General features: G+C 48.6%; 27 protein-coding genes and 5 pseudogenes. 20 read left to right on the forward strand and 12 right to left on the reverse strand.

The window, feature by feature from the left end:
• Positions 1-55 precede the first annotated feature (55 nt).
• Complete coding sequence (locus tag J5067_RS07380) at positions 56-1,651, reverse strand: ShlB/FhaC/HecB family hemolysin secretion/activation protein (protein ID WP_264650766.1); 1,596 nt, start codon at positions 1,649-1,651, stop codon at positions 56-58.
• A gap of 539 nt (positions 1,652-2,190) precedes the next feature.
• On the opposite strand from J5067_RS07380, the pseudogene J5067_RS23225 reads away from it, so the two are divergent.
• Together J5067_RS23225 and J5067_RS07385 are read left to right on the forward strand one after the other, a co-directional pair.
• Positions 2,191-2,401 (forward strand): annotated as a pseudogene (locus tag J5067_RS23225) (hypothetical protein); the annotation flags it as partial.
• A gap of 324 nt (positions 2,402-2,725) precedes the next feature.
• A complete protein-coding gene (locus J5067_RS07385) occupies positions 2,726-3,646 on the forward strand; it encodes a hypothetical protein (RefSeq protein WP_264627902.1) in 921 nt (306 codons plus the stop codon).
• Positions 3,647-3,835: 189 nt separating this feature from the next.
• On the opposite strand, the gene J5067_RS07390 is transcribed toward J5067_RS07385, so the two are convergent.
• The 3 genes and pseudogenes from J5067_RS07390 to J5067_RS07400 form a co-directional block, all read right to left on the reverse strand.
• Positions 3,836-4,045 (reverse strand): hypothetical protein, encoded by a 210-nt coding sequence (locus tag J5067_RS07390; RefSeq protein WP_264650767.1) that lies wholly within the window; start codon positions 4,043-4,045, stop codon positions 3,836-3,838.
• 164 nt (positions 4,046-4,209) lie between these two features.
• Positions 4,210-5,100 carry an Rpn family recombination-promoting nuclease/putative transposase gene (locus J5067_RS07395; RefSeq protein ID WP_264650768.1) on the reverse strand — a complete coding sequence of 297 codons (891 nt, stop codon included), beginning with the start codon at positions 5,098-5,100 and terminating at the stop codon, positions 4,210-4,212.
• 211 nt (positions 5,101-5,311) lie between these two features.
• Positions 5,312-5,406, reverse strand: a pseudogene (locus J5067_RS07400) (helix-turn-helix domain-containing protein); the annotation flags it as partial.
• 381 nt (positions 5,407-5,787) lie between these two features.
• On the opposite strand from J5067_RS07400, the gene J5067_RS07405 reads away from it, so the two are divergent.
• The 3 genes from J5067_RS07405 (at position 5,788) to J5067_RS07415 (ending at position 7,254) form a co-directional block, all read left to right on the forward strand.
• Positions 5,788-6,372 (forward strand): DUF2857 domain-containing protein, encoded by a 585-nt coding sequence (locus J5067_RS07405; RefSeq protein WP_264628483.1) that lies wholly within the window; start codon positions 5,788-5,790, stop codon positions 6,370-6,372.
• Positions 6,362-6,571 (forward strand): TraR/DksA family transcriptional regulator, encoded by a 210-nt coding sequence (locus J5067_RS07410; RefSeq protein ID WP_264628482.1) that lies wholly within the window; start codon positions 6,362-6,364, stop codon positions 6,569-6,571. The genes J5067_RS07405 and J5067_RS07410 overlap by 11 nt, the downstream gene beginning before the upstream one ends.
• A gap of 125 nt (positions 6,572-6,696) precedes the next feature.
• The gene (locus J5067_RS07415) at positions 6,697-7,254 is read left to right on the forward strand and encodes a histidine phosphatase family protein (protein ID WP_264650769.1); all 558 of its coding nucleotides are present in this window, start codon (positions 6,697-6,699) and stop codon (positions 7,252-7,254) included.
• Between the two features lie 93 nt (positions 7,255-7,347).
• Here the strand turns inward: J5067_RS07415 and J5067_RS07420 are convergent, their stop codons facing one another.
• The 3 genes from J5067_RS07420 to J5067_RS07430 form a co-directional block, all read right to left on the reverse strand.
• Positions 7,348-7,833, reverse strand: coding sequence for an N-acetyltransferase (locus J5067_RS07420; protein WP_264628068.1), 486 nt, complete (start codon positions 7,831-7,833; stop codon positions 7,348-7,350).
• Positions 7,834-8,438: 605 nt separating this feature from the next.
• A complete protein-coding gene (locus J5067_RS07425; RefSeq protein WP_264650770.1) occupies positions 8,439-9,206 on the reverse strand; it encodes a TSUP family transporter in 768 nt (255 codons plus the stop codon).
• A 120-nt stretch (positions 9,207-9,326) separates the two neighbouring features.
• Complete coding sequence (locus J5067_RS07430; RefSeq protein ID WP_264650771.1) at positions 9,327-10,304, reverse strand: hypothetical protein; 978 nt, start codon at positions 10,302-10,304, stop codon at positions 9,327-9,329.
• 202 nt (positions 10,305-10,506) lie between these two features.
• On the opposite strand from J5067_RS07430, the gene J5067_RS07435 reads away from it, so the two are divergent.
• Complete coding sequence (locus tag J5067_RS07435) at positions 10,507-11,376, forward strand: LysR family transcriptional regulator (RefSeq protein WP_264627930.1); 870 nt, start codon at positions 10,507-10,509, stop codon at positions 11,374-11,376.
• A gap of 75 nt (positions 11,377-11,451) precedes the next feature.
• Here the strand turns inward: J5067_RS07435 and J5067_RS07440 are convergent, their stop codons facing one another.
• Positions 11,452-12,489, reverse strand: coding sequence for a hypothetical protein (locus tag J5067_RS07440; RefSeq protein ID WP_264627748.1), 1,038 nt, complete (start codon positions 12,487-12,489; stop codon positions 11,452-11,454).
• Between the two features lie 639 nt (positions 12,490-13,128).
• On the opposite strand from J5067_RS07440, the gene J5067_RS07445 reads away from it, so the two are divergent.
• The 12 genes from J5067_RS07445 (at position 13,129) to J5067_RS07500 (ending at position 22,778) form a co-directional block, all read left to right on the forward strand.
• Positions 13,129-13,407 carry a TrbC/VirB2 family protein gene (locus tag J5067_RS07445; protein ID WP_264650772.1) on the forward strand — a complete coding sequence of 93 codons (279 nt, stop codon included), beginning with the start codon at positions 13,129-13,131 and terminating at the stop codon, positions 13,405-13,407.
• A 10-nt stretch (positions 13,408-13,417) separates the two neighbouring features.
• Entirely contained in the window at positions 13,418-16,114 is a 2,697-nt protein-coding gene (locus J5067_RS07450; RefSeq protein ID WP_264650773.1) for a VirB3 family type IV secretion system protein, read from the forward strand.
• Positions 16,115-16,139: 25 nt separating this feature from the next.
• Positions 16,140-16,856 carry a type IV secretion system protein gene (locus tag J5067_RS07455; RefSeq protein WP_264650774.1) on the forward strand — a complete coding sequence of 239 codons (717 nt, stop codon included), beginning with the start codon at positions 16,140-16,142 and terminating at the stop codon, positions 16,854-16,856.
• 10 nt (positions 16,857-16,866) lie between these two features.
• Positions 16,867-17,094 carry an EexN family lipoprotein gene (locus J5067_RS07460; RefSeq protein WP_264627651.1) on the forward strand — a complete coding sequence of 76 codons (228 nt, stop codon included), beginning with the start codon at positions 16,867-16,869 and terminating at the stop codon, positions 17,092-17,094.
• A 7-nt stretch (positions 17,095-17,101) separates the two neighbouring features.
• Positions 17,102-18,130, forward strand: coding sequence for a type IV secretion system protein (locus J5067_RS07465; RefSeq protein ID WP_264650775.1), 1,029 nt, complete (start codon positions 17,102-17,104; stop codon positions 18,128-18,130).
• 81 nt (positions 18,131-18,211) lie between these two features.
• Entirely contained in the window at positions 18,212-18,352 is a 141-nt protein-coding gene (locus J5067_RS07470; protein ID WP_264650776.1) for a hypothetical protein, read from the forward strand.
• Positions 18,345-19,028 carry a virB8 family protein gene (locus J5067_RS07475; protein ID WP_264650777.1) on the forward strand — a complete coding sequence of 228 codons (684 nt, stop codon included), beginning with the start codon at positions 18,345-18,347 and terminating at the stop codon, positions 19,026-19,028. The genes J5067_RS07470 and J5067_RS07475 overlap by 8 nt, the downstream gene beginning before the upstream one ends.
• Entirely contained in the window at positions 19,025-19,903 is an 879-nt protein-coding gene (gene virB9 / locus J5067_RS07480; protein WP_264650778.1) for a P-type conjugative transfer protein VirB9, read from the forward strand. Before J5067_RS07475 ends, virB9 begins: the two co-directional genes overlap by 4 nt.
• A complete protein-coding gene (gene virB10 / locus J5067_RS07485) occupies positions 19,900-21,117 on the forward strand; it encodes a VirB10/TraB/TrbI family type IV secretion system protein (RefSeq protein WP_264650779.1) in 1,218 nt (405 codons plus the stop codon). Before virB9 ends, virB10 begins: the two co-directional genes overlap by 4 nt.
• Complete coding sequence (virB11, locus tag J5067_RS07490) at positions 21,107-22,138, forward strand: P-type DNA transfer ATPase VirB11 (protein ID WP_264650780.1); 1,032 nt, start codon at positions 21,107-21,109, stop codon at positions 22,136-22,138. The genes virB10 and virB11 overlap by 11 nt, the downstream gene beginning before the upstream one ends.
• A gap of 13 nt (positions 22,139-22,151) precedes the next feature.
• Entirely contained in the window at positions 22,152-22,454 is a 303-nt protein-coding gene (locus tag J5067_RS07495; RefSeq protein ID WP_264650781.1) for a TrbM/KikA/MpfK family conjugal transfer protein, read from the forward strand.
• Positions 22,455-22,472: 18 nt separating this feature from the next.
• Positions 22,473-22,778 (forward strand): hypothetical protein, encoded by a 306-nt coding sequence (locus tag J5067_RS07500; RefSeq protein WP_264650782.1) that lies wholly within the window; start codon positions 22,473-22,475, stop codon positions 22,776-22,778.
• 17 nt (positions 22,779-22,795) lie between these two features.
• On the opposite strand, the gene J5067_RS07505 is transcribed toward J5067_RS07500, so the two are convergent.
• The gene (locus J5067_RS07505; RefSeq protein WP_264650783.1) at positions 22,796-23,344 is read right to left on the reverse strand and encodes a hypothetical protein; all 549 of its coding nucleotides are present in this window, start codon (positions 23,342-23,344) and stop codon (positions 22,796-22,798) included.
• Between the two features lie 96 nt (positions 23,345-23,440).
• Complete coding sequence (locus J5067_RS07510; RefSeq protein WP_264650784.1) at positions 23,441-24,067, reverse strand: hypothetical protein; 627 nt, start codon at positions 24,065-24,067, stop codon at positions 23,441-23,443.
• Between the two features lie 39 nt (positions 24,068-24,106).
• Here J5067_RS07510 and J5067_RS07515 point away from each other — a divergent pair.
• A pseudogene (locus J5067_RS07515) lies at positions 24,107-24,256 on the forward strand (TA system toxin CbtA family protein); the annotation flags it as partial.
• Between the two features lie 182 nt (positions 24,257-24,438).
• On the opposite strand, the pseudogene J5067_RS07520 reads toward J5067_RS07515, so the two are convergent.
• Together J5067_RS07520 and J5067_RS07525 are read right to left on the reverse strand one after the other, a co-directional pair.
• Positions 24,439-24,627: pseudogene (locus J5067_RS07520) on the reverse strand (Rpn family recombination-promoting nuclease/putative transposase); the annotation flags it as partial.
• Between the two features lie 28 nt (positions 24,628-24,655).
• Entirely contained in the window at positions 24,656-25,609 is a 954-nt protein-coding gene (locus J5067_RS07525; RefSeq protein WP_264650785.1) for an Rpn family recombination-promoting nuclease/putative transposase, read from the reverse strand.
• A 351-nt stretch (positions 25,610-25,960) separates the two neighbouring features.
• Between J5067_RS07525 and J5067_RS07530 the strand changes: the two are divergent.
• Positions 25,961-26,214, forward strand: a pseudogene (locus tag J5067_RS07530) (helix-turn-helix domain-containing protein).
• Positions 26,215-26,358 lie beyond the last annotated feature (144 nt).

Below are 26,358 nucleotides of genomic sequence, written 5' to 3' on the forward strand. Positions count from 1 at the left end.
TAGCTGTGGTCCATGTCATAAACGTGCATGTGCGCAAAAGCGCTAAAGAGTGGTGCTATAAGGTCACGGTCGCCTGCCAATAACCGACCCAGTTGTCTGGGTGTAATTCGCTGGGAAAAACCAGGGGCTTGCCTATCATCAGCGAGTGGGTAAACCAACGCCCGTTAAGCGTCAGTCCCAGTGCAGATCCCACCACCTTGCCGCCGTCGACCAGTCCTCCCTGACCGCTGACCCAGCCGCCATCCAACGCCCCGGTGAGCGATACTTCACCCGCGACGGGAAATGACGCCAGTTGCCAGTTCACTTCGTTACGCCAGTACGCGCCACGATTACCGGACAACAGTTGCTCTTTAAATCCGCGTACTGAATAAAGGCCACCGGCCGTCACGCGCTCGCTGGCATACAGATTGTCAGGGGAGGTTTGGGTATACGCCGTCGTCAGGTAGTACAAAGACGGTGTGAGGGAATAGAAGACGCTGGCATTCAGGCTGAGCTTACGAAACTGCGCGCGGGGTGCATCGGGATAACGGGCATCATCACGCTGCGCGCCCATAGCACTCAGCCCCTGACTTACGGTGGGATTAAGGGTGAGATAGGCGTTGCCTGCGCTGCGGCTGTAATGCGGGCCCAGCGCCACGCTACTGACCACCGCACTGCTGTTAGAGAGCACCTGCCCCGCGATACGGTTTTCCGTATGTCGCCGCGTAACAGACATATCCAGCGCCAGCTTCTGTTGACCATCCCGCAACAGTGTGCGGTACGCACCCAGCCGATGTGATTGCCCCATACCCTGATAGCGCCAGGCGCTGCCCGGGAAGGAAAGATCCTGATAGAAGTCGTTCCAACTGCTCTGATAGCTGAACAGCCAATAGCCATAAGGCACGCTCAGATTGCCCGAAAGACTGCGGCTGCGCCTGTCCTGCACAAAAGCGTTGTCGCGTGAGGCAGATAGCACCCACAGATCGGCCATCTGCAACGGGTTGTCTAACGTCAACTGCGTACTCATCTGGCCCGTTCCGGTGGCTTTGCTGCCGCTATTATCCGCCCCCAGATTCATATGCAGCGGCAGCGTATTTCCGGCAGGCACCACCACCACACGGGAATAGCCGGACTGACTGCCCGGCTGAATGTCAATGGTGACAGGCTGTGAGGTAAGGCGGTTAAGCTGTTCGAGCCCTTGTTCCAACTCCCGCAGATTCAGCACATTTCCAGCCGCAGTGGGGAACGCCATGCTAAGGGTAAGGGGCGTTTTTTCCTGTTGAGTGATGGATTCGATACGGCCTTCCGTTACCGCGATCTGTAGCGTCCCGGAAGAGATGTCCTGCTCGGGCACCCAGGCTTGCGAGGTGATATAACCGCGCTGCAAATAGGCCTGAGACACCGAACGCACCAGCGCCTGAATATCCGACATCCTCATGCACTGCCCAGCCCAGGGCGCGGTTAACGTCTGCTGTACCGACGAGGAAAGTGCCGTGACACCTTGTAATTCAATTTGCTGAATACGATAGCATGGTGCATCATCCGCAACAGGCTGCACTTCAGGAACCGTGGGTAACACGGTACTGTTCTGTAGCGCTTCGCGCTGCCGTTGCGTCTGTTCTAACAGGGCTTTTTGTTGCTGTTCAATCAATGCCCGATCAGCTGGTGTCACGTTCTCTGCGTGGCTTACAGCAGAGCAAATACCGAGCGTAAACAGGCTGATAAGGGAAAGAGGCCTACGCAAAATAAACGCAATCCTTACGTTAATTTACAATTCGGCGCATTTTTACCGTTAATGACAGCAGGCGGCTATCAAAAAGAGAGACCAACGCTAAATTCGATACGTCATGCTTATAAATACAATTGTGTAAGAATTAAACACTAATAATCATAGTTATGATTAGCGCACTGATAAATAACAATATCATTAATACAGTTAGCTGGATAATAATGACTATTATATATAATACTGAGCCCTATATTTTATATTCAACATATCCGTGTAAATTCATGCCAGGCGTTATCAAGAAAATGAAATGAGCCGGGTCAGTGGGTAAATCTGCGAGTTACCAGCCAAGAATGCTAATTCAGGGCCATGCAGGTGGCCCTAACAACACAGCTTAATCCTTTGGTTCGATATCACGTGTCTGGAACTCCTTAAGTAAATGCGCTTTCAAGCATGGAGAACGACGAACTGTCGTTTGTCTCCTATACTGTGCCGAAGCGCGCACCGGACTTTGCCATTGCCTCAATTTTATCGGTGATGCACCGATCACCTTTGCCGAGAATGAGGTCTACGAATCCACGCCTGAGAGCCTGTGCCAATGAGGTCATGGGCTGACGGCAATTTGCCTTGCTTATACCTGCCCTCACCGATATGCAAGAGCGCACACAAGCGCAGACAAACAAGATAACAGTCTGACTATGATATAACCCCAATCGTCAGTGAAGATAGTTGGGGTATATTTACGAAGAGTCTTGCATTAACGAATTATTCTTCGTTGCCGCTCGCATTTTTTATCATCATCTTTTCAAATAAAGATTTCATTTCTTTTCTCCACCAAAGAACATTCCTAAACCCAACCATATAAAAGCCATGGGCATTATTTTAAAAACACCTGACTTAGGTTCAACCATTCGATTCCTTGAAATTAAAAAGTGTTAAATTATCGACACACCGTTTAAATTTAACATGATGAGTAATGATAGCATCGTAACGTCAGCCCAGGTCATAAGGAGACGTGTTATGCAAAAACATGATTCATTTGCAAAAGCTGGCAGCAAGATGTCCGACTGGGTGACAGTTAATGAAGCTGTTCACATTATGAAAAAACAAGCCAGTCTGGATTTATCAGATAGTGATGTATACAGATATGCGGTGTGCAATAAACTGCACTTATCGATTTACTTTCAATCGCCAATTAGGCTTAGAAAGGTAAGATTGTCAAAAGGTAAAATACACCTGATTAAAATTGATGATTCACTGGTTGACCGTCTATGTTTACTTGACAGTTGCAGTTTTTTTAACAGAAACGATTTAATACCCTGCACAATAGGTGAATACATTTCGCCTCATTCCAAAATCATCGACACAGCGTTAGTTGGACATGAACACATTGAAATACAACAATTATTGGCAACTACGCTTCATCTACATCGTCCATTACAACAAAGTTGTGGCATAAATTATGGTATCTCAGTCATACATGCCGGAGAGTTATTTCAGGTGTTCGAAATATGTTCATATTCCGATAGAATAAAACGGCAAATGATGAGGTTACCCAAAGCCTTAGCGGAAAAGGTAAAACAGAATATTCCATCCTGCTACCTGAGAGATCATTGCAAAACGAGGCATTTTCCTATCTATCATATCCCTCGGGATGCTTGTTTTGTACTCCGTCAGGCAGAACTTAATAAACTGCGTAGATTGTTATCAAGAAAAAATTCAACAACCCAATCATCCACGCGTATATCATCCCCGCTAGCACGTTATTTTTGGCTTGCTTGTAAGCATAATGAAGTCATCACTCCATTAATTAATCAGCCGTATAAGCTGGTATCTATCTTTGAGCAGTGGGCGCTGGCTGATGGGTTCAGTGATCGACTCAGTGGCGACACACTGAAAGCAGCGCTTGAACGCGGGAAGCCTCATATATTTAAAGGATAAAGTTTAATACGGGGATCGTTATCTTAAAGCCAATGTTATTTATTGGATGACCCTCAAACGAGTACCAGCTTTATGCTATTCAAAATAGCCTAACTGGGTGCGTCAAAACTCCCCGTAGAAGTCAGTCAGCCATTCACGAGAGCAGACCAGCGCTCATGCTGACAACACGCGTTATTGCTCGATAATGTGTTAATGGCAGATCTGCGCTAACTCGTCTTCCGAGAGACCCGTCATTTTCATCACCGTGGCGTCATCCATGCCATTCTGCCGCATGTTGCGGACAACTTTGAGTATTACTGCGAGTCGGCCTAGTTCATACCCTATTTCAAACCCTGTTCTAAACCCTCTCCTAAATCCTATTTCCATCCCCTTCTGTTCAAGCTGTTGTGCTATGGTCATCAGTTACTCCTTACGCTGTAGCATTCAACGGAACTGCTATGAGGATGGCCTCCACAGATCAGTCAAAATAGTATTGCCAAAAAAAGATAACATTACATTCAACATGTCACTCTGCAGGAATGTATCCGTACTCAGCAAGCAGGTTAGTACCTGATAAACAATTTTTAACGGAGCTTTGCCAGTTCTTCTTTTGTCAATCCCGTCAATTTCATCACAGCGGCATCATCCATGCCATTCTGTCGCATATTGCGGATAACTTTGAGCATGGCTTCGCGTCCGCCTTTTTCCATGCCCTTTTGCTCTAATCGCTGCGCTATGGTCATCAGTTCTTCCTCATGCTGCGGCACCCGATGTGCCAGTTCAAAGACAAAGGCCTCTACGTCTAACGCGTCTCCTGCCTCTACCATGTAGTTTACCAGTGATATCGTCTGTTGTCTGGTCATGTAACCCGCCAACAATAGCGTTACCAGTCTGTCCATCAGCTCCGCCAGATCGCGCTGACGAATATGCTTTTGCAACAGAGTCAGTGCTGCCATGCTGCGATGCTCCATGATCTCATCATCCGGGATCACTGTGACATCAACCAGCGGAAAAGGCTTACTGTAAAGCCGTTCAGCCACATCAGGGTAATCAAATCCGGCTAACCAGTTGGTGGAATACGGATAGGGGCTGGTGCTGCCTGCATAAAACAGTATCGGGATCACCAGCGGTAATGTCTTGTGTTTCGCGTCAAGATACTTTTGCATGGCCGCGATGGCGTATCTCATCAGGCGAAATGCCATGTGCTTGTCCGCTGAGCTTTGGTGCTCAATCAGCACATGAATGTACCCTTCCCCTACCCGCGTTTTTACACTGTAGAGCACATCGCTGAAGTAGGCGCGCAGGTCATCTTCAATAAAAGAGCCTGACTCGAGTTTCAGAGTGGTAAGGTCACACAACTCCCGCAATTCGCCAGGCAAATGCAGTTGCATAAAATCTCTGGCGGTATCCGAGTTGGTCAGAAACTGTTTGAAAGTCGCATCATGGGGCGTCGGCGTGTTGCTGCTCTTTTTCATTGCGCCAGGCTCAATAAATCGTCTGTCACGATGTTAACAATCCTGACCTCTCAGCTTCGTCAAAGAGAATGTGATAGCAGCTAACGCGCTGCGCTTGTTGGCTCCTGACGGAATATCTATGAAATAGGTATCCCGTCAGGAGCGCTGAACTCAAAACACTGACCCACAACTCTCCTTGTCCACCATGACTACGTTGAATGTTTCGATAGCGCTAAGGCCAGATTTTTCCGGTTGTGTGTTTAACGCATCGGCAATCAGGCGTTCTCCTTTGGGCCAGTGTCGGGCTAACGTATTCGCTAACGTTGAATATTGAAAACGGAGAAAGAAGGATAAATGTGGTTGAATTTGTTCACATCGCCAGCCTGTTATTGGTAGATCCCTTAGCGGTTCAAATAAAATAATCATTAAATAACATGGTGGTATTCCTAATAGTCCGGAACCTCACCTGATGGCTGGATTTATTATTCACTAACAATATGATCTACTCCCTAATTATCTCAAATGCTCCGACATCAAAACCCGTATTAAGCACTGAATGATCCTTAATACGGGTTCATGTACTTTCTCTCCTGCGCCTTATGTGTTGTTGTATTAATACACATGGCACTTTGTGAACTGAGGAGAAAAAAATGACACCCCATCCGTTGTTGTGTTTAAAACAAGTAAAAATCAGGAGGATGAATAGCCATGATCCCCTCACTCAACTACATCATATTGATTAATGTTTTGCGCGCGTTAAAAAATGGGAACATTCGTTACTGCGAAAAATTAGGTTTCAATCACGATGAAATGATAGCGATCAACCGAATGACACTGGATGAATTTTTTATTATCAGCAGAGCATCTACCCAGTTTATGAATGTGAGAATTCACCATGAGGCTTTGCACCGTCTTCTGATCCAATCCGGTAAAGAGGTGGAACTTCAGCATCAAATTAACCGGGCAATTTCGCTTGGCGGTTCACTTGAACTTATAAACCGGTATTTTGGCCTTACCTGTCACGAAACGTGCGCCCGTCGCCGATTGCTCGGTATCCGAGTTGCGCAGGGAAGAACGCCGCATCCGGATGAAAATACCGATAGCGCTATCTGGCTACGCTGGCAAAAGCAAGGTACGGAGAACATCGAATCACTCCACGCACTCGATACCATGATGCAAATCACCGAAGAACTCTCTGGTGTTAGTGATGCTCCGAGCCTTACTGCCGTCTGGCATCGCATCACTCGTTGTGAAAAGGAGACGTTAATCAGGAGAAAAGCGCATGCCGGATGACATCGACCGCGATCAGGAATTTAATGAGCAGCAGTTGGAAGCAATGATTGAAAAAAACCGTTTTAAACCAGCTGTAACACCTTCGCTATTTCATTGCCGACGCTGTGGTGACCCCATTCCAGACAAACGCCGCCAGACCTTGCCCGGTGTGACCACGTGTATTGATTGCCAGACCCAGATTGAATGTAAGCGTTGTTAGCCACACCACCTACAGTAGAATGGCTGCACACGATGAAGTTGCAAACTCAAACTATTTCTCGTCAGAATACACAGATAAATATTTTCACCTTCTGACCAGGCGTTAATAAAAGGATGAGCCAGCCGATGGAAATTATTCTGATGCGTCACGGTAAACCCAGTTTTACTGGTGCCCGAAAAGTAACTACGCATGAAATGGCCAGTTGGATTCAGCAATACGATCTTTCTTGTATCGGCAGTGATCAACCACCAGAAGCCTGTCGAGTGCAGGCTCACAGGGCGTTAGTGGTTTTCAGCAGCCCCCTTCCCAGAGCAATGTCTTCTGCACGCAATCTCAATGTTGAGCCTGAGATAATCGATAACGTATTCAGGGAAGCAGGGTTGCCTGTATATCTGATCCCTGTTGTTAAGTTATCTCCCTTCAGTTGGGTTATTTTTTTCCGTCTGATGTGGCTTTGCGGTATGTCACAAAAGGCGGAATCTTTAGCGATGGCAAAAAGGCGCGCACATCAAGCTACAGGTATGCTGGTAGAGCATGCCAGAGAGAACACCGGGCCCGTGCTGCTGATAGGGCACGGAATTATGAACCGTCTTATTGCTAATGAATTGATATCATTGGGCTGGAAAAAGCGTACCCGTGCCGGTAAAGGATACTGGGAGGCAGGCGTTTATGAGTTCTTTTAGCATAGCCCCTCAGTATGGTTGCCCCTCAAGAGCGTAAAGCGGGCTTATTATTTTGGTGTGTTTATCAACAAGGAGTGGCTTTGCTTGAATACTTCAGTCGACACCACCGGCAAGCTCATCTAAAGTTTGACCAAAAACTCGATGGTAGTTAACGCTCTTGATAACCTGAGCACCGAGAGACTCATAAAACTTTTGCGCCAATGGATCTGCTGCCACCGATAACCAATCGAGTTGAAAGCACCCCTGCTCTTGAGCACGGCTTGCGATAAAACCCATCAGCTTTCTGCCAATTCCTGCCCTTCTGAAAGGAGCAGAAACAAACAGCTCTTTGATAAACATTTGCCCACTGAAACGTGGCGAGGGGTACATCACTGAAACACATGAAAACGCAGCGATGACGCCATCACAAACCACTTTATGAACTTCAGTACTGGAGCCAACTGCAAAGACCTTATCCTTCAGATAAGCGGACATGTCACTCCTGGACAGGCAAAGTTTTTGGTTATAGTAGGTTTCCATTTCGATAAAAATATCAGCCAAATCATCATATTCGTATGGTTTGCAGATAGTGATATCCATCTATGCTTCCTAAGAAAAATGTAAACATTCATCATAGCCTAACGACAAGCCAAAGTGGTGGCGCTATCACCAAAGATCGCTACAGCGCATCTTTAAAACTGCCAGAGCGCTAATGTTTGCGATTAGCATTTAGCTGCTTTCAGCAGCTATGAGCGGACGTTCTTGTGCTAAGCAGGTAGTTTGATTACAGCGAAACTATTCATTGTAAAGTACATCGAAAAAATACTAATCATTTGTCTAAAACCATAACTAATTTAACCATCAGGAAATTAAAAATATGAGCATGCGTTTATGCAGGGATAACCGAAAAAAAGTACGAAACACTCCTCGTCGTATAGAACTACTTAATCGTTAGGCAGAAATTTTTTCACCCCAATCGTTAAACAGGACGATTTATTTTTATCAGCCTGAGACCCAGCGTGATGAGTCGGTTATTTAAGCTCGGATTGAGATGACGAATGGCGCACGATAAAAAAATTCAGGAAAAACACTACTGATACAGAATTTTCTATAGAAGACATTGTACTGAAGACGGCTGATTTTTCATATCCATTATACCGTTTAATCAAAAAAACATACAGTCTGGAACTTGCTTTCAGACTGATTCAGAGAATGGAAATCCCCATCCGCCCGATGAGAAACAGTAATAGTATAAGAAAGAAGACCCTGATAAATCCACTACCATATCGCAAGGCTAAAAATACACCTGTAACAGCCCCTGCAACATTACAAATACCGACTACACCTCCTATTACCCACAATACATTCCCTGACGGTACAAAAAAACACAGTGCGGCAGTAAAAGTCCCAAGATTTATTAATTTGGCTGATGCAGATGCATTCAGAAAATCAAAGCCAAAACATTTAACAAAAGCAAACAATAATAGACTTCCACTGCCTGCGCCAAAGATGCCATCATAAAATCCGATAAAAGCGCCTAACACTATCCCCAACAGTATCTCTTTCAGACCAATACTGATATCAGCATGTAGCCGTCCCAGATCCTTTTTTATGAAGGTATAGACTGCCATAACAATAAGAATTACAAAAATCAGATACTCCATAAACTCTCTTGGTATAAGAGAGACAGTGTATGCTCCAGCGAATGAAAAAATAAACGCGGCACCCATTGTTGGGATAATGAGTCTCCATATAATCTTTACCCGGCGGAGATACCCAGAGATAGAAAATGTGTTCCCGAGTAGTACTGCCAATTTATTGGTACCAAAAATCGTTGCCAGGCTGGAGCTAGGTAAAGCATGAATGAGAGCAGGAATTTGAACAAGCCCTCCGCCACCAACCGCAGCATCGATCAGGCCACCACAGAAAGCAAAGCCTCCCAATGCAAAAAGAGAAATATCAATATTCAACACTTATTACAGCCCCCGCAAATGCATTAAAGACATATTTTAAATTTATTTCTTCTGTAACACCTGAGCATTGTTTCCTGCCTCATAACAGACAACGAAAAATACGATAGCAAGTTCTTTATTTCAGTGAGTCAGAACGTTTTGTAATGCAGAAAAGGCGATGCCAACTCTTCTGTTATAATCAAGCATGACATGCTTAAGTCGTTCTGTATTGAATGAAAGCTTCGCGATACGACTAAAGGCCTGTAACGCGGCCAGCGCATGTAAACCATGCCTGTTTTCTACCTCCCCGGCATGCCCAATGACGTAACCTTTGGCGTTACGAAGCGCTTTGGTGTCCTCATTTAACGACGCATTAAAGGACAATAATTTCCCCTCTATAAACTGGGCAAGAAAATTGTATTCGCGTCCGTTCCAGAGTTCAGATGCGACAGAGACCATCATGGCATCCACGACAGACTGCTGATATTCAGTAGAATGCATTGCAGACTTATGTTTTGCAATGCCGGTATTGTAGAGGAAATCAGAGAATTCATTACACTCATTGATTTTATATTGATCATCAACCCAGGCTGAAGCCCCAAAAGCATTTGTCATATATTTATACATTCCGTCATGCCCCTTTTGACCAAGACCAAAGTCATCTTTTGATACTTCATGCATATGGGCCAGCACGTTATGATAGATAGCCTGATTTTCTTGTGAAATGTAAAGTGCGTCAGCGGATAGACGCATGATTATTTTTCCGGATACCAGGCTCGTCGTTTTGTGCGTTTCATTCCAGCCGTTGAAAAAGCTGAGGACTCCGGGTTCAACTTTTTCCGTTTTCAGAAAGGCAAGAAAAGTCCCTTCCGCATAAGCCTGAGCCTCCTGGGTTATTTCATGACAAAGAACGTCGTACATCATATTCTGAAGTTCTTTAACATGTTCAATATACACGGAGATGGGTGGCCTGCGAGCATCTCCGGCTATCCATCGACCAGGCAGTTTTAACATTGCGATATGTTCAGGCAAACCATCGACGAATACCTCCCCCAGTTCCTGCATAGAAAAAGGTTTAGTTGATATGTCATTACTACATTGCATAGATAATGAAATCATATATCCACCTCGGTTATTCACGAACTAAAAATATTAAAGACCTCTGAACCATTTATTGGAAAATGGATGATAAAGTTATTTTTTTATTACAGCATTTCAAATAATATCTGATTCCACCTCCAGGCATTGTACGGTGATTGATTAATACACTACAACTGACTTATAGTGAGTTAATTATTCACTTTTAGTGAGGTGTAAAGGGATGGATATATCTCAGCTGAAAATGTTTAAAACCGTTGCCGAGCAGGGTAGTATCGCCAGAGCATCCGAAAGACTGCACTGTGTTCCCTCAAATATCACAAACAGAATCAAGCTCCTGGAAACGGAACTGGGTGTTTCTCTTTTCATCCGTAAGGGGCGCGGACTGGTCATCACACCTTCGGGAGAAATACTGCTGGAGTACGCCAGCAAAATACTGACTTACTGCCAGGAAGCCCGCCAGGCACTTAAGCCCTCATCAGAACCTGGAGGGGTCCTGCGGATCGGAGCTATCGAATCTGCAGCAACAGGACGGCTACCGATGGTTCTTCCAAAATTCAACCAGAGCTATCCCGCAGTCCAGGTGCAATTCAGTACAGGGACATGGCAACAGTTAGTCAGCGATGTCGCCGAACTTAAACTCGATTGCGCGGTTATCGCGACAAAGGATGACCATCCGGATATCACTTATGTGAAAGCCCACCAAGAATCACTGGTATTGATTGCTTCTCCTTTTACAGGAAAGATATCAGCGCCTCAGGATCTAGAAGGTAGACACCTTTACATGTGGCCTCACGGGTGCCCTTACCGCCAGGCCCTGGAGCGTTGGGTAAATCAGCATCAGATCACAGTCGATATCACCAGCATTGCAAGTTATGGAACTATTCTTGGGTGTGTCAGTTCCGGTACAGGTGTCTCGCTGGTACCTGCTGGCTTTTTTGAGCAGTTTAAAAGAACCGGTAATATCAGGGGGTATACAGTTAGCGAGTTATTTCCCGTACAAACTTACTTTATAAAAAATAGCAGAATAGACCTTCATCACGCACGTAATGCGTTTGAAACGTTATTGCGTGCAGAATTAAACAATGTGTGAATTTTCTACGGCCATAATCAGCACATCACACTGGAAGGCGACGTCTGAAAACTATCTTCACCGCAATGATGCTTGTCATCGAACATTCGAGGACATTATCGCCTTCATATCACTGGAAAGCGCCTCTGCCCGCTTTTCCAAGGCAGCTAACATGAGGTCTTTTTTATCTTTTACTTTAACTAGATAATAGAAAGGTTCACTATTAGTGCAGGTTAAACGATAGATTGTAAAGTCATCATCATGCGGTATTAATGCGCGATAGTTTCCTTCAGAGATAAACATAAAACGGGTATCAGGATGTTCGCCAAGCAACATATATTCATTATTGCAATAAAACGTATCGCGCGTATCATACTTCATAGCCAATTCGAAACCAAATTTTAAGATAGACAGCGCCTGTACATCAAGTGCGATACATGAAATATAGCCAATCATATACAGCGGAGCAAAAATAGACATTGAATAGGTCATGTTAAAAGAAGGATTTCTTTTTATTCTTTTTGCTTGCGAGGTGATAGAAGATAAGATAGTAATAAAAACAAACCAAATAATGTAATAGAAGATAAAAATTAAAAATAAAGCTGCAACTACCGTTATGAGTTTATTAAGTGTAGTATCAAAAGGAATGTCAAACGAATTAGATATTAGTGAACGTGCGAGATAGTACGAGATCAATGAAACGATTAGCCATGAATATTTAACTCCTAGTTTTACTCTCAGAGCCATTGTTTTTTCTTTATTATCGATCGATTTTATATGAGATACGACAGTGTAGATAATTGACAGTGCAGTTATAAAGATCAGCGCATTCGGAATGACGATGCTGGTATAATTGGAAATATCAAAGGAAATACAGGTTACCAAAAATAGCAATGCTGAAAGCAATGCCGCTCTTGGCGTTTTTTTATGATTATTCCGGAATCGAGTGACAGATTGATTAAACGATGTTTTATTCCAGTAAAAGTGCACGATTTGTCCGCTAAGGATAATCATCCCTAACCAAACAATAATGGGATATAGCTGTGTGGTCTGCGGCGTAACGAAGAGCACTGCCATATAGAACAATAAAAAATGCGCGACACCGAAGTTTAATGAACCCCATATTTTTTTCATAGAAGGTCTGTTTACAATCAAGTTACCCCATTGAGTTTTATACTTAGCATTTATAACAGATGCCAGCGAGATAGGAAATTAAATTATGCTCACGAAAAGGAAAAAAGTGAATTACAACACATTTAACAGATATATCAGAGGATATGTTCTCAAATTTTCTTCAACCGTCATCCTCTGAACAACGCATTTTAGGTAATGCCTGATACATTCAAGCGGTGAAACCTATTAACCATGCAGCAATAGCCATTAATTCCCCCTTCTGATACAAAGCAGCCGACCAGATTAAGCGCGCAACTAAACCACAAAAACATCAGTCCCTATCTGAACTAATACCACTAACCCACTCTAAAAACTCCCCTTTTTTCTTTCACTTTTCCAATCTGAGTTTCCCCTATCGAAACAGCTCCCCCTAGCGCACCCTACTCTCGCCAGCAAAGTCTGGAGAACCACAGGGATGTCTATTCGTCTCGGTAAAGTATCGCTCTTTAACAACAGGGACCGGGCTGTCACATAACCACAATTCAGGGTGCCGCTGAATGTCCTCGCTGACCCGTTAGAACCGGAATGCAGGATCGGGATGTGACCTGTTTATTGCCTCAATACCTTGCCGTTATCTGTCATTAATAAGGAGCCGCCCCCATGCACAAGCGAGAATATTGGACCACGATGTTCATCACCCTATTCATTTCAGCGCAGGCGCTGGCCGCTGACAGCGGTTTTACCAAAGCCAACGACACGCTGAACCATACCTCCGCAGGCCTGCTCGGTCTGGCCGCAGCCACCATCACGTTAGCCACCATGTGGATTGGCTACAAGGTGCTGTTTGACGGCAAAAGCCTGCACGACATGCGCAACGTGATCATTGGGGCCATCCTGATTGTCGGTGCCTCCGGCTTCGGTGCCTATTGGGCGTCATAGGAGAAAACCGATGACTACCCTGAATAAGGCACTTACCCGTCCCGCCACCATCATGGGTATTCCTCTGGTGCCCTTCGTTATCGTCAGTGGATTTATCGTTCTGTTGTCGGTCTATCTCAGCTATTACCTCGCGCTGTTACTGATCCCGGTCTGGGTGGAAATGAAAGTGAAAGCCAGGGCCGACATGCATTATTTCGGGCTGCTGTGGCTGGCGTTTAAAACCCGGGGGCGGTTTGCCACCAATAAACGGTTTGGCGCAAATGCCCTGCTGGCCGGGCAATACGATGCCGTCGATATCTCGGAGTTTATGCACACGATGAAATTAAACCAACGCATCACGCTGGATAAATACCTGCCCTATTCCTCCCACGTTCACCCGCAGGTCATCAGAAACCGTCACGGCGATTTGGTTGCCACCTGGGAAGTGGGCGGAACCCTTTTCGAGGGTGAGCATGAGCACCACCTGACGTTAATGGCAAATCATCTTAATAACGTCATTCGCGCGTATGAGGGATTGGCGGTGACGTTTTACGTGCACCGTATCCGGGAAAAATACCACGATGCCTTTGCCGCCACGTCAGGTATCCCGTTCTCAGATGACGTGACCGAAGGTTATTACCAACCGGTTAAAGACAAACCGTTCTGGCGACATCGTATTTTTTTCACCCTCTGCTATGCGCCCCGTTCAGCACCTGATGAGGCCTTAAACGTGATGCTGGAATACCGGGAAAATCTCTCGACCGCGTTATCACGTTATCAGGCACAACCGCTGGGTTTGTTCGAAGAAAAGCGCCGGGTGTACTCTTCACAGCTGTCGTTTTATCACCGCCTGATAAGCGGAAAATGGCAGCGGGTGGCAGTAACCCGCACCCCGTTTTATGACCTGCTCGGCACACCAGACCTGTTCTTCAGTACCGACACCGCCGAATGCCGCACCCTGTGGGGTTCGCGTTTCTTTCGCGCTCTGGAAATCAAGGATTATTCGCCGGAAACCGCGACCGGATTGCTGGATGCGCTGCTGTATGCCGAAAGCGAATACGTTCTTACGCAGTCCTTCACCTGCATGGCGCGCGATGAAGCACAACAGCATATCCGGCTGGCAGAAAAGCGGCTGAGCTCCACCGAGGATGACGCCTTCTCACAACATGAAGAGCTGATTGTGTTGCGTGACCTGCTCCAGTCAGGGCATGTGTCGTGCGGGAAATACCACTTTTCCCTGTTGGTATCGGCCGACAATGCCGATCAGGTGGTCAAGGACACCCATGCGCTGGCCCAGCCCTTTGTCGATCTCGGTATCATGACCACCCTGTCCACCCAGTCGCTGCCTGCCGCCTGTCTGGCACAACTGCCGGGCGTGTATCACCTGCGCCCCCGACTGGTGGTCATCAGTAGCCAGAACTATGCGGACATGGCGAGCTTGCATAACTTTCATCCCCACAAGCGTGACGGCAACCCGTGGGGCGAAGCCATCGCTATTCTGACATCGCCCGGTGGCGGCGGTTATTGTCTCAACCTGCATGACAGTCAGGTCGGGCGCGATGACTTCAACGAAAAAACGCCAGGCAATACCGCCATTATCGGTAAAACCGGCTCAGGCAAGACCCTGCTGATGACCGTGTTGCAGCAGCTGATGCAGAAATACCGTAACCCGGCCACGTTTGCCGGATCGGCCACCATCAAACGACTGACCACCGTATATTTTGATAAAGATCGGGCAGCGGAGATGGCGATCCGCCAGATGGGCGGCCATTACTTCCGGATCCGCTCAGGAGTTCCGACCGGGTTTAACACGTTTTCACTGGCCCCCACCCGGCGCAACATCGGCTTTATCAAGCGACTGATACGCATGCTGTGCCGTCGCAACGACGCGCCGTTAGATCCGCGCGACGAACAACGGATCAGCACCGCCGTGGAAACCATCATGCTGGACTACCCGCAGGCATACCGCCGCTTTGGTATCACGCGGCTGCTGGAAGTACTGCCCGAAGCGCCCACCAGAGAGGCCAGAACCAACGGGTTACGTATCCGCCTGAAACCTTGGGCACAGGGCGGTGAATTCGGCTGGGTGTTCGACAACGAGCAGGACAGCTTTGACATCGGTGACAGCGATAATATTGGTATCGACGGCACCGAGTTTCTCGATGATGACGACATTCGCGGGCCCGTCACCTGTTACCTGTTGTACCGCGTGACCGGCCTGCTGGACGGTCGCCGACTGGTGATGTTTATGGATGAATTCTGGAAGTGGCTAGCCGACATCGAGTTTTCTACCTTCTCGCTCAACATGCTCAAGGTGATCCGCAAGCTGAACGGCATCTTTATCGCAGCCACCCAGTCACCGGATGAGATCGTCAGGCACCCGATTGCCCCGGCCATTATTGAACAGTGCAGCACACAACTCTTTCTCGCCAACCCGAAAGCCAGCCGTGTTGATTACGTAGAGAAACTGAAAGTCCCGGACAGCGTTTACGACATCGTGAGAAACCTCGATCCCGGCGAGCATTACATGGTGGTAGTGAAAACACCGTTACACACCGGAGAGACCCGCCCCTTTATCGCGCTGGCAAAAATGGACCTGTCCGGCCTCGGCAGACTCACCAAACTGCTCAGTGGGACGGAAGACAACCTGAAGCTCTTTGACACGCTCTACCAGCCGGGCATGCCACCCGGAGAATGGAAAGAAAAATTCCTCGCATTAGCCATCTGACACCACCACCACAGAGGTGATCATCATGCCTGTCCGACACGCCATGCTGGCGCTGTCGCTGTTTATTGCCCTACCGGCAATCGGCGGCGGCATCCCGGTATTCGACACCATACAGAACGCCGAATCCATCAGACAGTGGACTCAGGAATTAAAGCAATGGGAGGAGACCGTCACCCACTATAAAAGCCAGCTTGATGCCTATCAAAAGCAATTAGCCACCGCAACCGGCATTCGCGATATTCAGGGTTTTCTCAGCGAGACCCGAAACCTTAAAACCGATATTGATGCGTTACGCAAAAACGGGATTTCACTCGATACGTTACTGACCCAGCCGGACGGGGAATATTCCTCCGCACTGAATACGTTGTACGACAAATATCAGGCTTTCAATGTATGCAACCCGGCCAACGCCTCTGACTACTATCAGGCTATCTGTCGGCAAATCGTCCTCAATCAGGCGCTCGCGATTGAGAATACCCGTGACGTTGAAACACGCATCGGCAACGCGCTCAGCGATATAGCCCTGTTATCCGCGCGCATCACCGATGCCAAAGACACCAAAGAATCACAGGATCTGGCCAATGCCATAGCGGCCCGAAGTGTGCAATTAAACGTACTGACTCACCAATGGGAGATGACCGTCAAACAAACTGAGCAACGCGCCGCATTGCTGGAACAGCAACGGCGGCAGGCATTCAACAAGCAGCAAGCCACCGCCCCCATTCCTGACTTTAATCACTGAGAGGTCAACCATGAAAACCCCTTTTCTCCTTTATCCAGCCCTGCTCGCTACATTATTACTGGCAGGGTGTGATTCTCCCAAATCAATAGCGTGGTACAAGGCGCACCCGAATGAATTAACCGTCCGATATAAAGAATGTGAATATTCCGGTGACGATTCTCAGGATTGCCGCAATGTGCGTGAAGCACGGTTTCAACTCAGCCAGGAGAACGCCCCGGTTCCCAACTTCAATCAATGAGGTCCCCATGTCAGCAGGTCTCTTTGTCGGAATGGACAAGGCCATCACTGACGGGTTACATGCCGTACTACAGGGGCAAACCGCTGTGTACGGCAATATGATCCGTGTTATCGCCGTGAGTTCATTCACCTTGTTTATCACTTATCGCGGCTACCAGACGCTCGCCGGAAAACGCCAGACCCCGTTTGAAGATATCGCCTGGGATATGGGACGCATGGCGTTAGTCATGACGTTCGTGTTAAATCTCGGCGGCTGGCTGGATATTGCCCTGCTCGCCATAGATGGATTGCGGGAGGGCGTCAGCGGCAATGACAACGTCTGGGCATTACTGGATACGGTGTGGGAAAAGACCCAGGTTATTGCGCAACAGCTCTATCAACGGGATGAATCAACCTACCTGAAGTTGAATGGCAGTCTGGCGGAAGGTCTGGTGTGGGGCGGTGCGCTCATTACCTTATTGCTGGGTACCGCCGTTAACCTGCTCGCTGAGATCACTATTCTGTTGATGACCACCACCGCCCCGCTGTTTATTTTCTGCCTGCTGTATGGCTTTCTGATCCCGATGTTTAATAACTGGCTGAAAATTATCTTCACCGCCATTCTTACCGTGATGTTTTCCGCACTGTCGATACGTATTGTGATCACTTATCTCAACGGGGTATTCGATGAGGCGACGCATTTCGCCGACAATGCCAATATCATCACGCTGGGCGCGCAATGCGCCATTGCCGGAGCCATTGCGGGTATCATCATTTTCTTTTCAGCAAAAATCGCCAGTGCATTAGCCAGCATCGCCGTTCACGCGGCATTGCAGGGTGCAGCGATGGCGGGCATCGGCGGCGGAATAAGAAAATCCGCTGATGCCACCAGGCCAACCCTCAAAGCAGGTGCGTCCGCAGCCAGACTGGTGGCAAAAGGCAGTATTACAGCGGGTAAGGCTATCGCCAGCACTACCGGCAACGCGATCTCCGCCTGGCAAAAACGCGCCGCGTCCATCGAAAGTATGAAACACCTCAACCTGCAACGTCACCGCTAAGCATTCTCCCCCATTCCCTCACCGTACCCGCACCACGCCGTCAGGCGCGGTGGGGTCACGTTCATCATCGAAGGAGTTGCCATGAAACCCAGCCTGTTTCTCCTGCTGCTGTGCGCGCTTATCGGCTGCGCACAGCATAACGACGACCTCCCGCCGGTCTCCGGTGACCGGGAGCCCGTCAATTCCCCGGCCATCATTCAGGAGGTCACCGCTCATGTCTGAAACCGAAAAAATCATCGCCTCGTCCCGCCGCTTTGAAAACGTCATGCTGGAAAAAGAGGCCCGCGAAATAAAGCTCGCCTGGCGTCTGGCAGCGACAGGCTCCCTGCTGACCGCGCTGGCGCTCATTGCCATCATTCTGCTGCTGCCGCTGAAAACCACCGACGTTGAATTATGGTCGGTGGATAAGCAAACCGGGCGTTATGAATATATGACGCGCATTAAGGAACGGGATATTGCCACCCAGGATGCCCTTGCTCATGCCTTCTCAGCGCAGTACGTCACATTGCGCGAAGGGTATAACTATTTTTCACTTCAGCGCGATTACGACGAGGTGCAGTTATTTAACAGCGACAGCGTGAACCGGGATTATCTGGACGAATTTAATGGCGTACAGGCACCGGATATCCTGTTTAATAAAGCGGAATACCGGGTGGAGATCGACATTATTTCCAATGTCCATGCCCCGGCCACCCAGCCGGATAATCTCGCTACCCTTCGCGTCAAACGCACCCTCAGGCACATTGCCGATAACGCGGTCAAAACCGATTTCTGGAATATCCGCCTGACCTACCGTTACCTGCCTCGCAAAGCGCTGACCGACAGCCAACGCGAGATAAACCCGCTCGGGTTTATCGTCACCAGTTACCAACGCGATAAAGAGTTGAGGAAAGAATGATGCTGAACATTATCCTGCCCCTCGGCCTTCTCTTCATGTCCTGCGTCTGGGCCGCCTCGGTGCCCCAGAGCAGCAGATACGATCGCCGGATACAAAACGTCACCTACAACAGCCAGAATGCCACCGAAGTGAACACCCGCCCCGGCTATCTCACCACGTTGCTGTTTGACGATGATGAACAGGTTATCGACGCGCAAACGGGCTTTGCCAAAGGATGGACGGTCACCAAAAACGGCAACCGGGTGGACGTCAGCCCCACGCCCATCAGCCAGCCGGTCACCGATGCCCCGGGCAACGGCGTCAATCAGGTGTTTCTGCCGACCGGCAAGGACTGGAACACCAATCTGATTGTGGTGACCAGCAAACGCGTTTACAGCATGGAGCTAAGGGTACTGGATCAGGATACGCCCGCGCTGGCGTTCGTTATCCGCTACCACTACCCAAATGATGCCCGGCAAACGGCGGCCAGCTCAACGCAGCAAAAAACCGTGCAGGAAGAGAAACAGCGTATCGCGGCCGCATTCAGCCGGTCGGGCACAGCGCGCAACTGGGATTACACCAAACGGGTAGCCGCACACGCCGCCTTTATCGCACCTGACTTCGCCTATGACGATGGTCGTTTTACCTATCTCGGCTTTTCACCGTCGAAAACCCTGCCTGCACCTTTTCTGGTGGTTAACGGTCAGGAGCAGGTTGTCACGCCCGGGGTGATGCAGCAAGGCCGCTACACCGTGCTGACGCTACGTGCCCTTTCGCCGCAACTGGTGTTGCGCTACGGGCACGCCGTGGTCGGCATTGAAAACAGCGCCTTTGGCAAAAGGCCGTTGACCAGGGGTGACACCGTGTCGCCAGACGTCGAACTGGAGGCCAAATGACCGATACGCCTTCGACCGACACTGGGAAAACCACTGCTGAGAGGGAAGCAGAAGCCCGCACACGCCTGCGTGCCGAGAGGACCCCACATACGCAAGAGCAGCGACATGACCCCAACCAGCCTGAAGTGGCCCGTTTTCGCAAGCCCTCCGGGCATCGCACACTGATTGTCATTCTGCTGAGCCTGGCCTTATCGATAGCGCTGTCGCTGGGCGGCAGTCGCTTTTTTGGTACGCTGAAAACCGGTGGTAAGAAAGAGGCGGGAAGTACGCCCCCCTCAGGGATTGCGTCAGCACATGCGCGCCGTGGTCTGGGTATGGACAGCAACCCTTTCGGACAACAGACACCGCCATCCGTCACAGCGTCGGCCAACCAATCTGCCGCCACGTTGCCCCCAGAGCTACCAAGGTTAAATAAGGCGGCGGCGCTGGCCGACAGCGCCGGTACAACCACTGCCCCCTCAGAGCGCAGCTCGACCGTCCCCTCAGTGACATTGGTTAAGGGCAAAGAAGAGCAGCCATACCCCAATGAACAGGACGCGTCGCCCCCAGACAGTACCCATAGCAGCGCGACTTTAGCCTCTATCACCCATGTCAGGCGACTGGGACTCGATCCTGATCTGTATATTCCGGTTGATCGCTATATCCCTTGTTCGATGATGCGACGTTTCGTTTCCGAGGTGGGCGGCAGGATCTCCTGCCTGATCGGCGAGGACGTCTACAGCGCCAGCAACCACGTCAGGCTGATCCCGGCAGGCACGCTGGCGCGGGGGATCTATCGCACCGGCGCATTGCAGCACGGACGCAGCCGGATGTTTGTTATCTGGACCGAATTGCGCACGCCGGAGCCGGGTAGCCTGCAAATACCGCTGACCAATACCGAGGTCACTGGCCAACTGGGCGAAGCCGGTATCGCGGGCCGGATCGACAGCCATTTCTGGCAACGGTTTGGCAATGCGCTGATGCTGAGCACGGTGCAGGATGTGGCCGCCGCAGCCGCAGGTGCAGCACCGGGCAAAGACCGCCATACCGATTACACCGAAAACACCCGTGCCGCCACGGCCGAAATGGCAAAAATCACGCTGGAGAACAGCATCAGCATCCCTCCGACGCTCTATCTGAATCAGGGGGACATCATCGGCATCATGACCGGTGCGGATATTGATTTTTCATCCATCTATCAGTTACGGCTGAAAGCGAGGAGATATGGGCGCTGAAAACCTGTCGCTGGATTTTATGAAACAGCAACTGTTCGGTGATCTACTGCCGATTGAAGGACTGACTGAAATCGCCATTAACCGACCGGGCGAGATCCACACCAAAATATACGGAGCATGGCAAAGGCACGCTGCCGCCATCACCCTGCGCCAGTGTTATGCCTTTGCCAACGCGCTGGCCGCCTGGCACGAGGACAATATTGATGATGTGTCACCGATCCTTTCTGCCACACTCGGATCCGGTGAGCGCGTTCAGGTGATTATTCCTCCGGCCTGCGAGCGTGATACCGTTTCCATTACGCTGCGCAAGCCCGCCTTTGAACAAAAAGCCCATCAGTTGTATATCGATAACGGGTTTTATCACCGGGTAACGAATAAGCAGCAGGAGGAAAACCACGATGATGCGCTGACGCAATACTATCACCGGGGCGATATTCCCCGTTTTATGGAAAAGGCAGTGGAATACGGCAAGACCCTTTTTATTGTCGGTGAAACCGGTTCAGGTAAAACCACCTACATGAAAATGTTGCTGCACTATATTCCGCTGCACCTCAGGCTGATCACCCTCGAAGACAATCCGGAAATCAAGTTTTATCGCCACACCAATTATGTGCACCTGTTTTACCCGGCAGATGCCGGAGAGGAGGCGATCATTACTCCCGGCAGGTTGATTCGAGCCAATTACCGCATGAATCCGGACCGCATCCTGCTGGCAGAAATACGCGGCAAGGAAGCCTGGGACGCATTAAAAATAATCGGCTCCGGCCATCAGGGACTGATGACCTCACTGCATGCGGGCAGCCCCAGAGAATGTATTGAAGGGATCATCGATCGCTGCTACGAAAATCCCGACTGCCACAACATCCCGTTTGATGTGCTACTACGCAAGGTGCTGAACAGTGTCGATATTATCGTCAGCGTGAATATCGACGGTGATATTCGCCGCATGGGTGATATCTATTTTAAACCGCTGCATCTGAAAGGTATGAAGGAAACCTTCAACAGCACGAACCGTCATTAAGGAGGAGATCACGATGCAGAAACCCACACTCTCCACGATTGTTTTTTGCGCTTCCACGCTATTTACGTCATCGGTTTTCGCCGCTGACGCCTGTGAAACGGTGTTATGCCTGTACGGAAAAATAACCGGAAGCGATACCGGCAGTGAATGCCACACCGCCGAGCGGGCCTTTTTCAATATTGTGAAAAAGAGCCGCTGGGGATCTCTGCCCGCTGCCACCGCTGAGGCGCGCCAGGCCTATTTAGCGGAATGCGCATCCGCAGACCCGGCCATTATCCGCCAGATAATCACGCGATTAGGCCGTCTGCGGGGTTAACCAGGAGAAATAACCATCATGACAAAACCCGGCTTTATTCAGCATCCCTGGTCACCTCTGCGGGGTGATTTTCTTCGCGCCGACTGCGTTATTCGAGATATTGAACACGAGGAGGTACGCGGGTGTGGACTTTATTATGAAATTTATCATTACCGCGTACTGTGTCGGTTGCTTGGTCTGTACGACACCCTTAATGAAGATGACAAGCTGACATTTACCCAGGAAGCGGCCAGACGTGGATTTAATCTGGATGAAAACAGTGTCAAGGAAAGTCGCCAGCATTATCAGGACACGCTCGCAGCGATCCGCTATCACGAAGAGTAAGGAGGCAATCGCTATGATCACCTACCGCTGTGCATCGGATGCCAGCCATTTCCCTCTTTCGCGCTGTAGCGAACATTCTGTAGAGGTTCACGTTTCCACTGACCATGACTGTCCCTCACAATCTCGCTGGCCTGTACGCGGCACTGGTAGTTCAAGGTATCGGACTCCAACTGGAACTGATATTTTTTGCCTTTTTCCGGAATAAAGCTAGCGGTAATCAGGCATGAGTATTTACTTTCCACATAGACGTTGACAATCGCGGTTTCAAGACCCGGCATTAATGGCGTTTCGTAATAGTCAATATCGTATTTTTCTCCAGATATTTTTGGCATTCCGCGATCCTGGGTGTTCTGTAAAACCCATTCACTGGAACGAATAAGACCGCCAATGCGTTTGCCGTTCAACGTCTGGTAGATACTGGTCTGCTCGGTGTTATCTACGACACGTACCCATGGCGAATCATTTTTTTCAGTTGGTGGGATAAAAAAGGAGTTATTCGGCATGATGGAGCAGCCTGACGCTAAAAGAGCTATCGCAGCAAGATTAGCTAGCCGTAAAAATTTCACTGTCATTTCCTCAATCGCTGGGCTATTCAGATCGTCTGATGAGAGGGAGTAATATCTAAATGCTTTATTCAACCAGAGTAAAAATAAGCCTTAGCATTACGCTGAGGCCACACCACATTCACTGTACATTCGGGGGAAGTAGTCGTTGATTTTTGCGTTATCAAACAGTCTATCCATGGTAAAATCGACGACATCTGACACGACAATGCCACGATGTAACTCGCTGGGAAAATCGCCTATCGAACCATAAACTGTAGGCGTTAAGAAGCGAAAGTAATCACCCATTTTCGTGCTACCTTCATAACCAGCAAGATAATCTTCGCCTTCGAAACTTCCCTCAATCCCATGATAGACAAAAAACCCCTTTACTGAGGGGAGATTATATTCCCCGATTTTTTGTTCATGACCAGATCGCTGTTTGAGCCATTGTTCAAATTGTTCTCTGCTCGCCATATGGCTATATCTTAAACCGGAATAGAGATCTGACACAGTCAGACCACTCTTATTCTCAGGATAGACATTAAATTGTTCAGATTCTTCCCATAAATACTCGTTCAACTGGTCGAGTAATGTCTCGGCATCATTGATTGATAAAAGCGCTTTCGGCAGATCGCCAAAGCAGTTGTTAACCATTACGGCAATTTTTCCATGCTTATCCATCGCAAACCAAGTGAAAACTGTACCGAATTCAGGTTTCCAGCTTATGTTTAACGCATTCATCATTATTGTCCCTTCGCGCGGCTAACAATCACTTTTAACAAAACGCTTGCTGATGCTGTGAACTTTCTGATGGACGGCTATGAACGGGTACGCACTGACCGAAAAGAATTTATATGCCAGGAGCAAACGCCCTCCCTGACCGCGACCAATATTCTCAGAGCAAGGAAAGCTACCGCGCTGATGGGCACGTGAGTGATATTAGCCCTCTTCGCTATTCCTCCTTTATTTACCCTTAAAAAGGAGTTAAGGAATTTTCAGGCACCTGTATAGGCACCTTAGAAAGGTTGAATCAGAAATTAGATTATATATTTCAATTAATTACATCGTCACTTCCGATACTGTCAGGCCATTAGCCGCGTTCGCAGCATTTTGCATCAATGCCGTAGCTTAGCTAATTCCTCTTCAGAAAGGCCCGTCGATCTCATAACAATACCCAGCTCCACACCGTTTTCCAGCATGGCTTTGGCTATTTTCAACGTTGCTTCGCGCTCACCCTTCTCGATACCTTTCTGTTCCAACTGTTCCGCTATGGTCATCAGTTCATCTCCATGTTGCGGTACACGCTATTAGCAGCGTTCGCAGCATTTCGCATCAATGCCATAGCTCAGCTAATTCCTCTGGAGAAAGGCCCGTCGACTTCATAATAATATCCGGCTCCACACCGTTTTGAAGCAGTTCGCGGGCGATGTTCAACGTGGCTTCACGCCGCCCTTCTTTGCTACCTTTTTCGATGCCTTGTTCGATGCCTTTTTCAATGCCTTGTTCGATGCCTTTTTCAATACCCTTCTGTTCCAACTGTTCCGCTATGGTCATCAGTTCATCTCCATGTTGCGGCACCCGTTGTGCCAGTTGCCTTACATAAGCTTCAGCATTTGATGTGTTGCCTGCCTGTACCATGTAATTTATCAGCGATATGACCTGTTGTCTGGTCATGTTAGTCGTCAGCATAATCGTTACCAGCCGGTCCATCAAGTCAGACAAATCCCGTTCGCAAATGTGCTTTTGTATCAGTGTCAACGCGGCCATACTACGATGCTGCATGATGTCCTCATCAGGAATGATCGTCACATCAACCAGCGGGAAATCTTCACTGTATAGCTGCTTAGCTAAAGCCGGATCGTCGAACAGTTGTAGCCAGTTGGTGGAGTTCGGGCAAGGGCTCGGCTTGCCCGCATAAAACAGTATCGGGATCACCAGAGGCAGTGTCTTGTTTCCCACATCAAGGTGCCGTTGCATTGCGGCAACTGCGTAGCGCATCAGCCTGAATGCCATATGCTTGTCCGGCTTGCTTTGGTGCTCAATCAACACATGGATATACCCGGCTCCCGCGCGGGTCTGTAGGCTGTAAAGCACATCGCTGTAAAACGCTCTTAAATCATCCTCAACAAATGAGCCAGACTCCAGTTTCAAGGTGGTGAGATCGCAAAGCGCCAATAGTTTCTCAGGTAAATGCAGTTGTATAAAATCTCGGGCGGACTCTGGATGCGTCAAAAACTGCTTAAACGTCGCATCGTGCGGGAAGGTAGTTTTGTTGGCCTTTTTCATTAGCGCGGACTCTGAAGGTTATCCGCAGCAGTTTAGCGATCTTGACCTATCTGGTTCCTCAATAGGTGGTTATTCCTGCGCTGTTTACACCCTGTAATGCCTGATAAAAAATCGGAATGCAGCGGTCAGCATAACGCCTATCAACGGGTATGTTGGATGCCTTCTTAAGGACAAAATCAAAGTACAGTGAGAACCAGTACCGAATTGGCGATATCGCACCAGAGTCAGATTCCGGCAACGCTTCTAAGCCAGCAGTTATAAATTCGCCTGCCCTCAGCTCCGTTTGATGATTTTAAGCCTACTTTTATTTTCCGCGTCCCACCATAAGCCATTTCACTGACGCTGGCAGGCATCAACCTAAGGCGCTTTCGGTGGCCATCCGGCAGATATCATCGCTGTTTTAACAAAGAAAGGCACAACACTGACAGCATTTTCCCGACGGGCCGGGCTGGCTTCATCTACTTTGGGGAAATACGTTATTCCGCCATTGGCCTAAGGGAGAACAATTAATCGTAGAAGCCTTACATACTCGTCCTGAGACGATCTGGCCTTCGCGCTATCTCAACAGACAACATAGGAAAGATGGCGATAGTACAGCAGATTAAAGGACCGCCATTTAACCTGCCGTAATAGGGTCTGTGACGCTGTTATTCAGGCTGATTAATTCATGCGTTCTGCATGAATTAATCAGTGGCGTGCGGCGAGTAAATTCAATTTCGCAGAAATTGCTAATTGGCGTCGCCCGCACC

It is taken from the genome of Candidatus Symbiopectobacterium sp. NZEC151, from assembly GCF_025962655.1.
In the GTDB taxonomy this organism is placed as follows: domain Bacteria; phylum Pseudomonadota; class Gammaproteobacteria; order Enterobacterales; family Enterobacteriaceae; genus Symbiopectobacterium.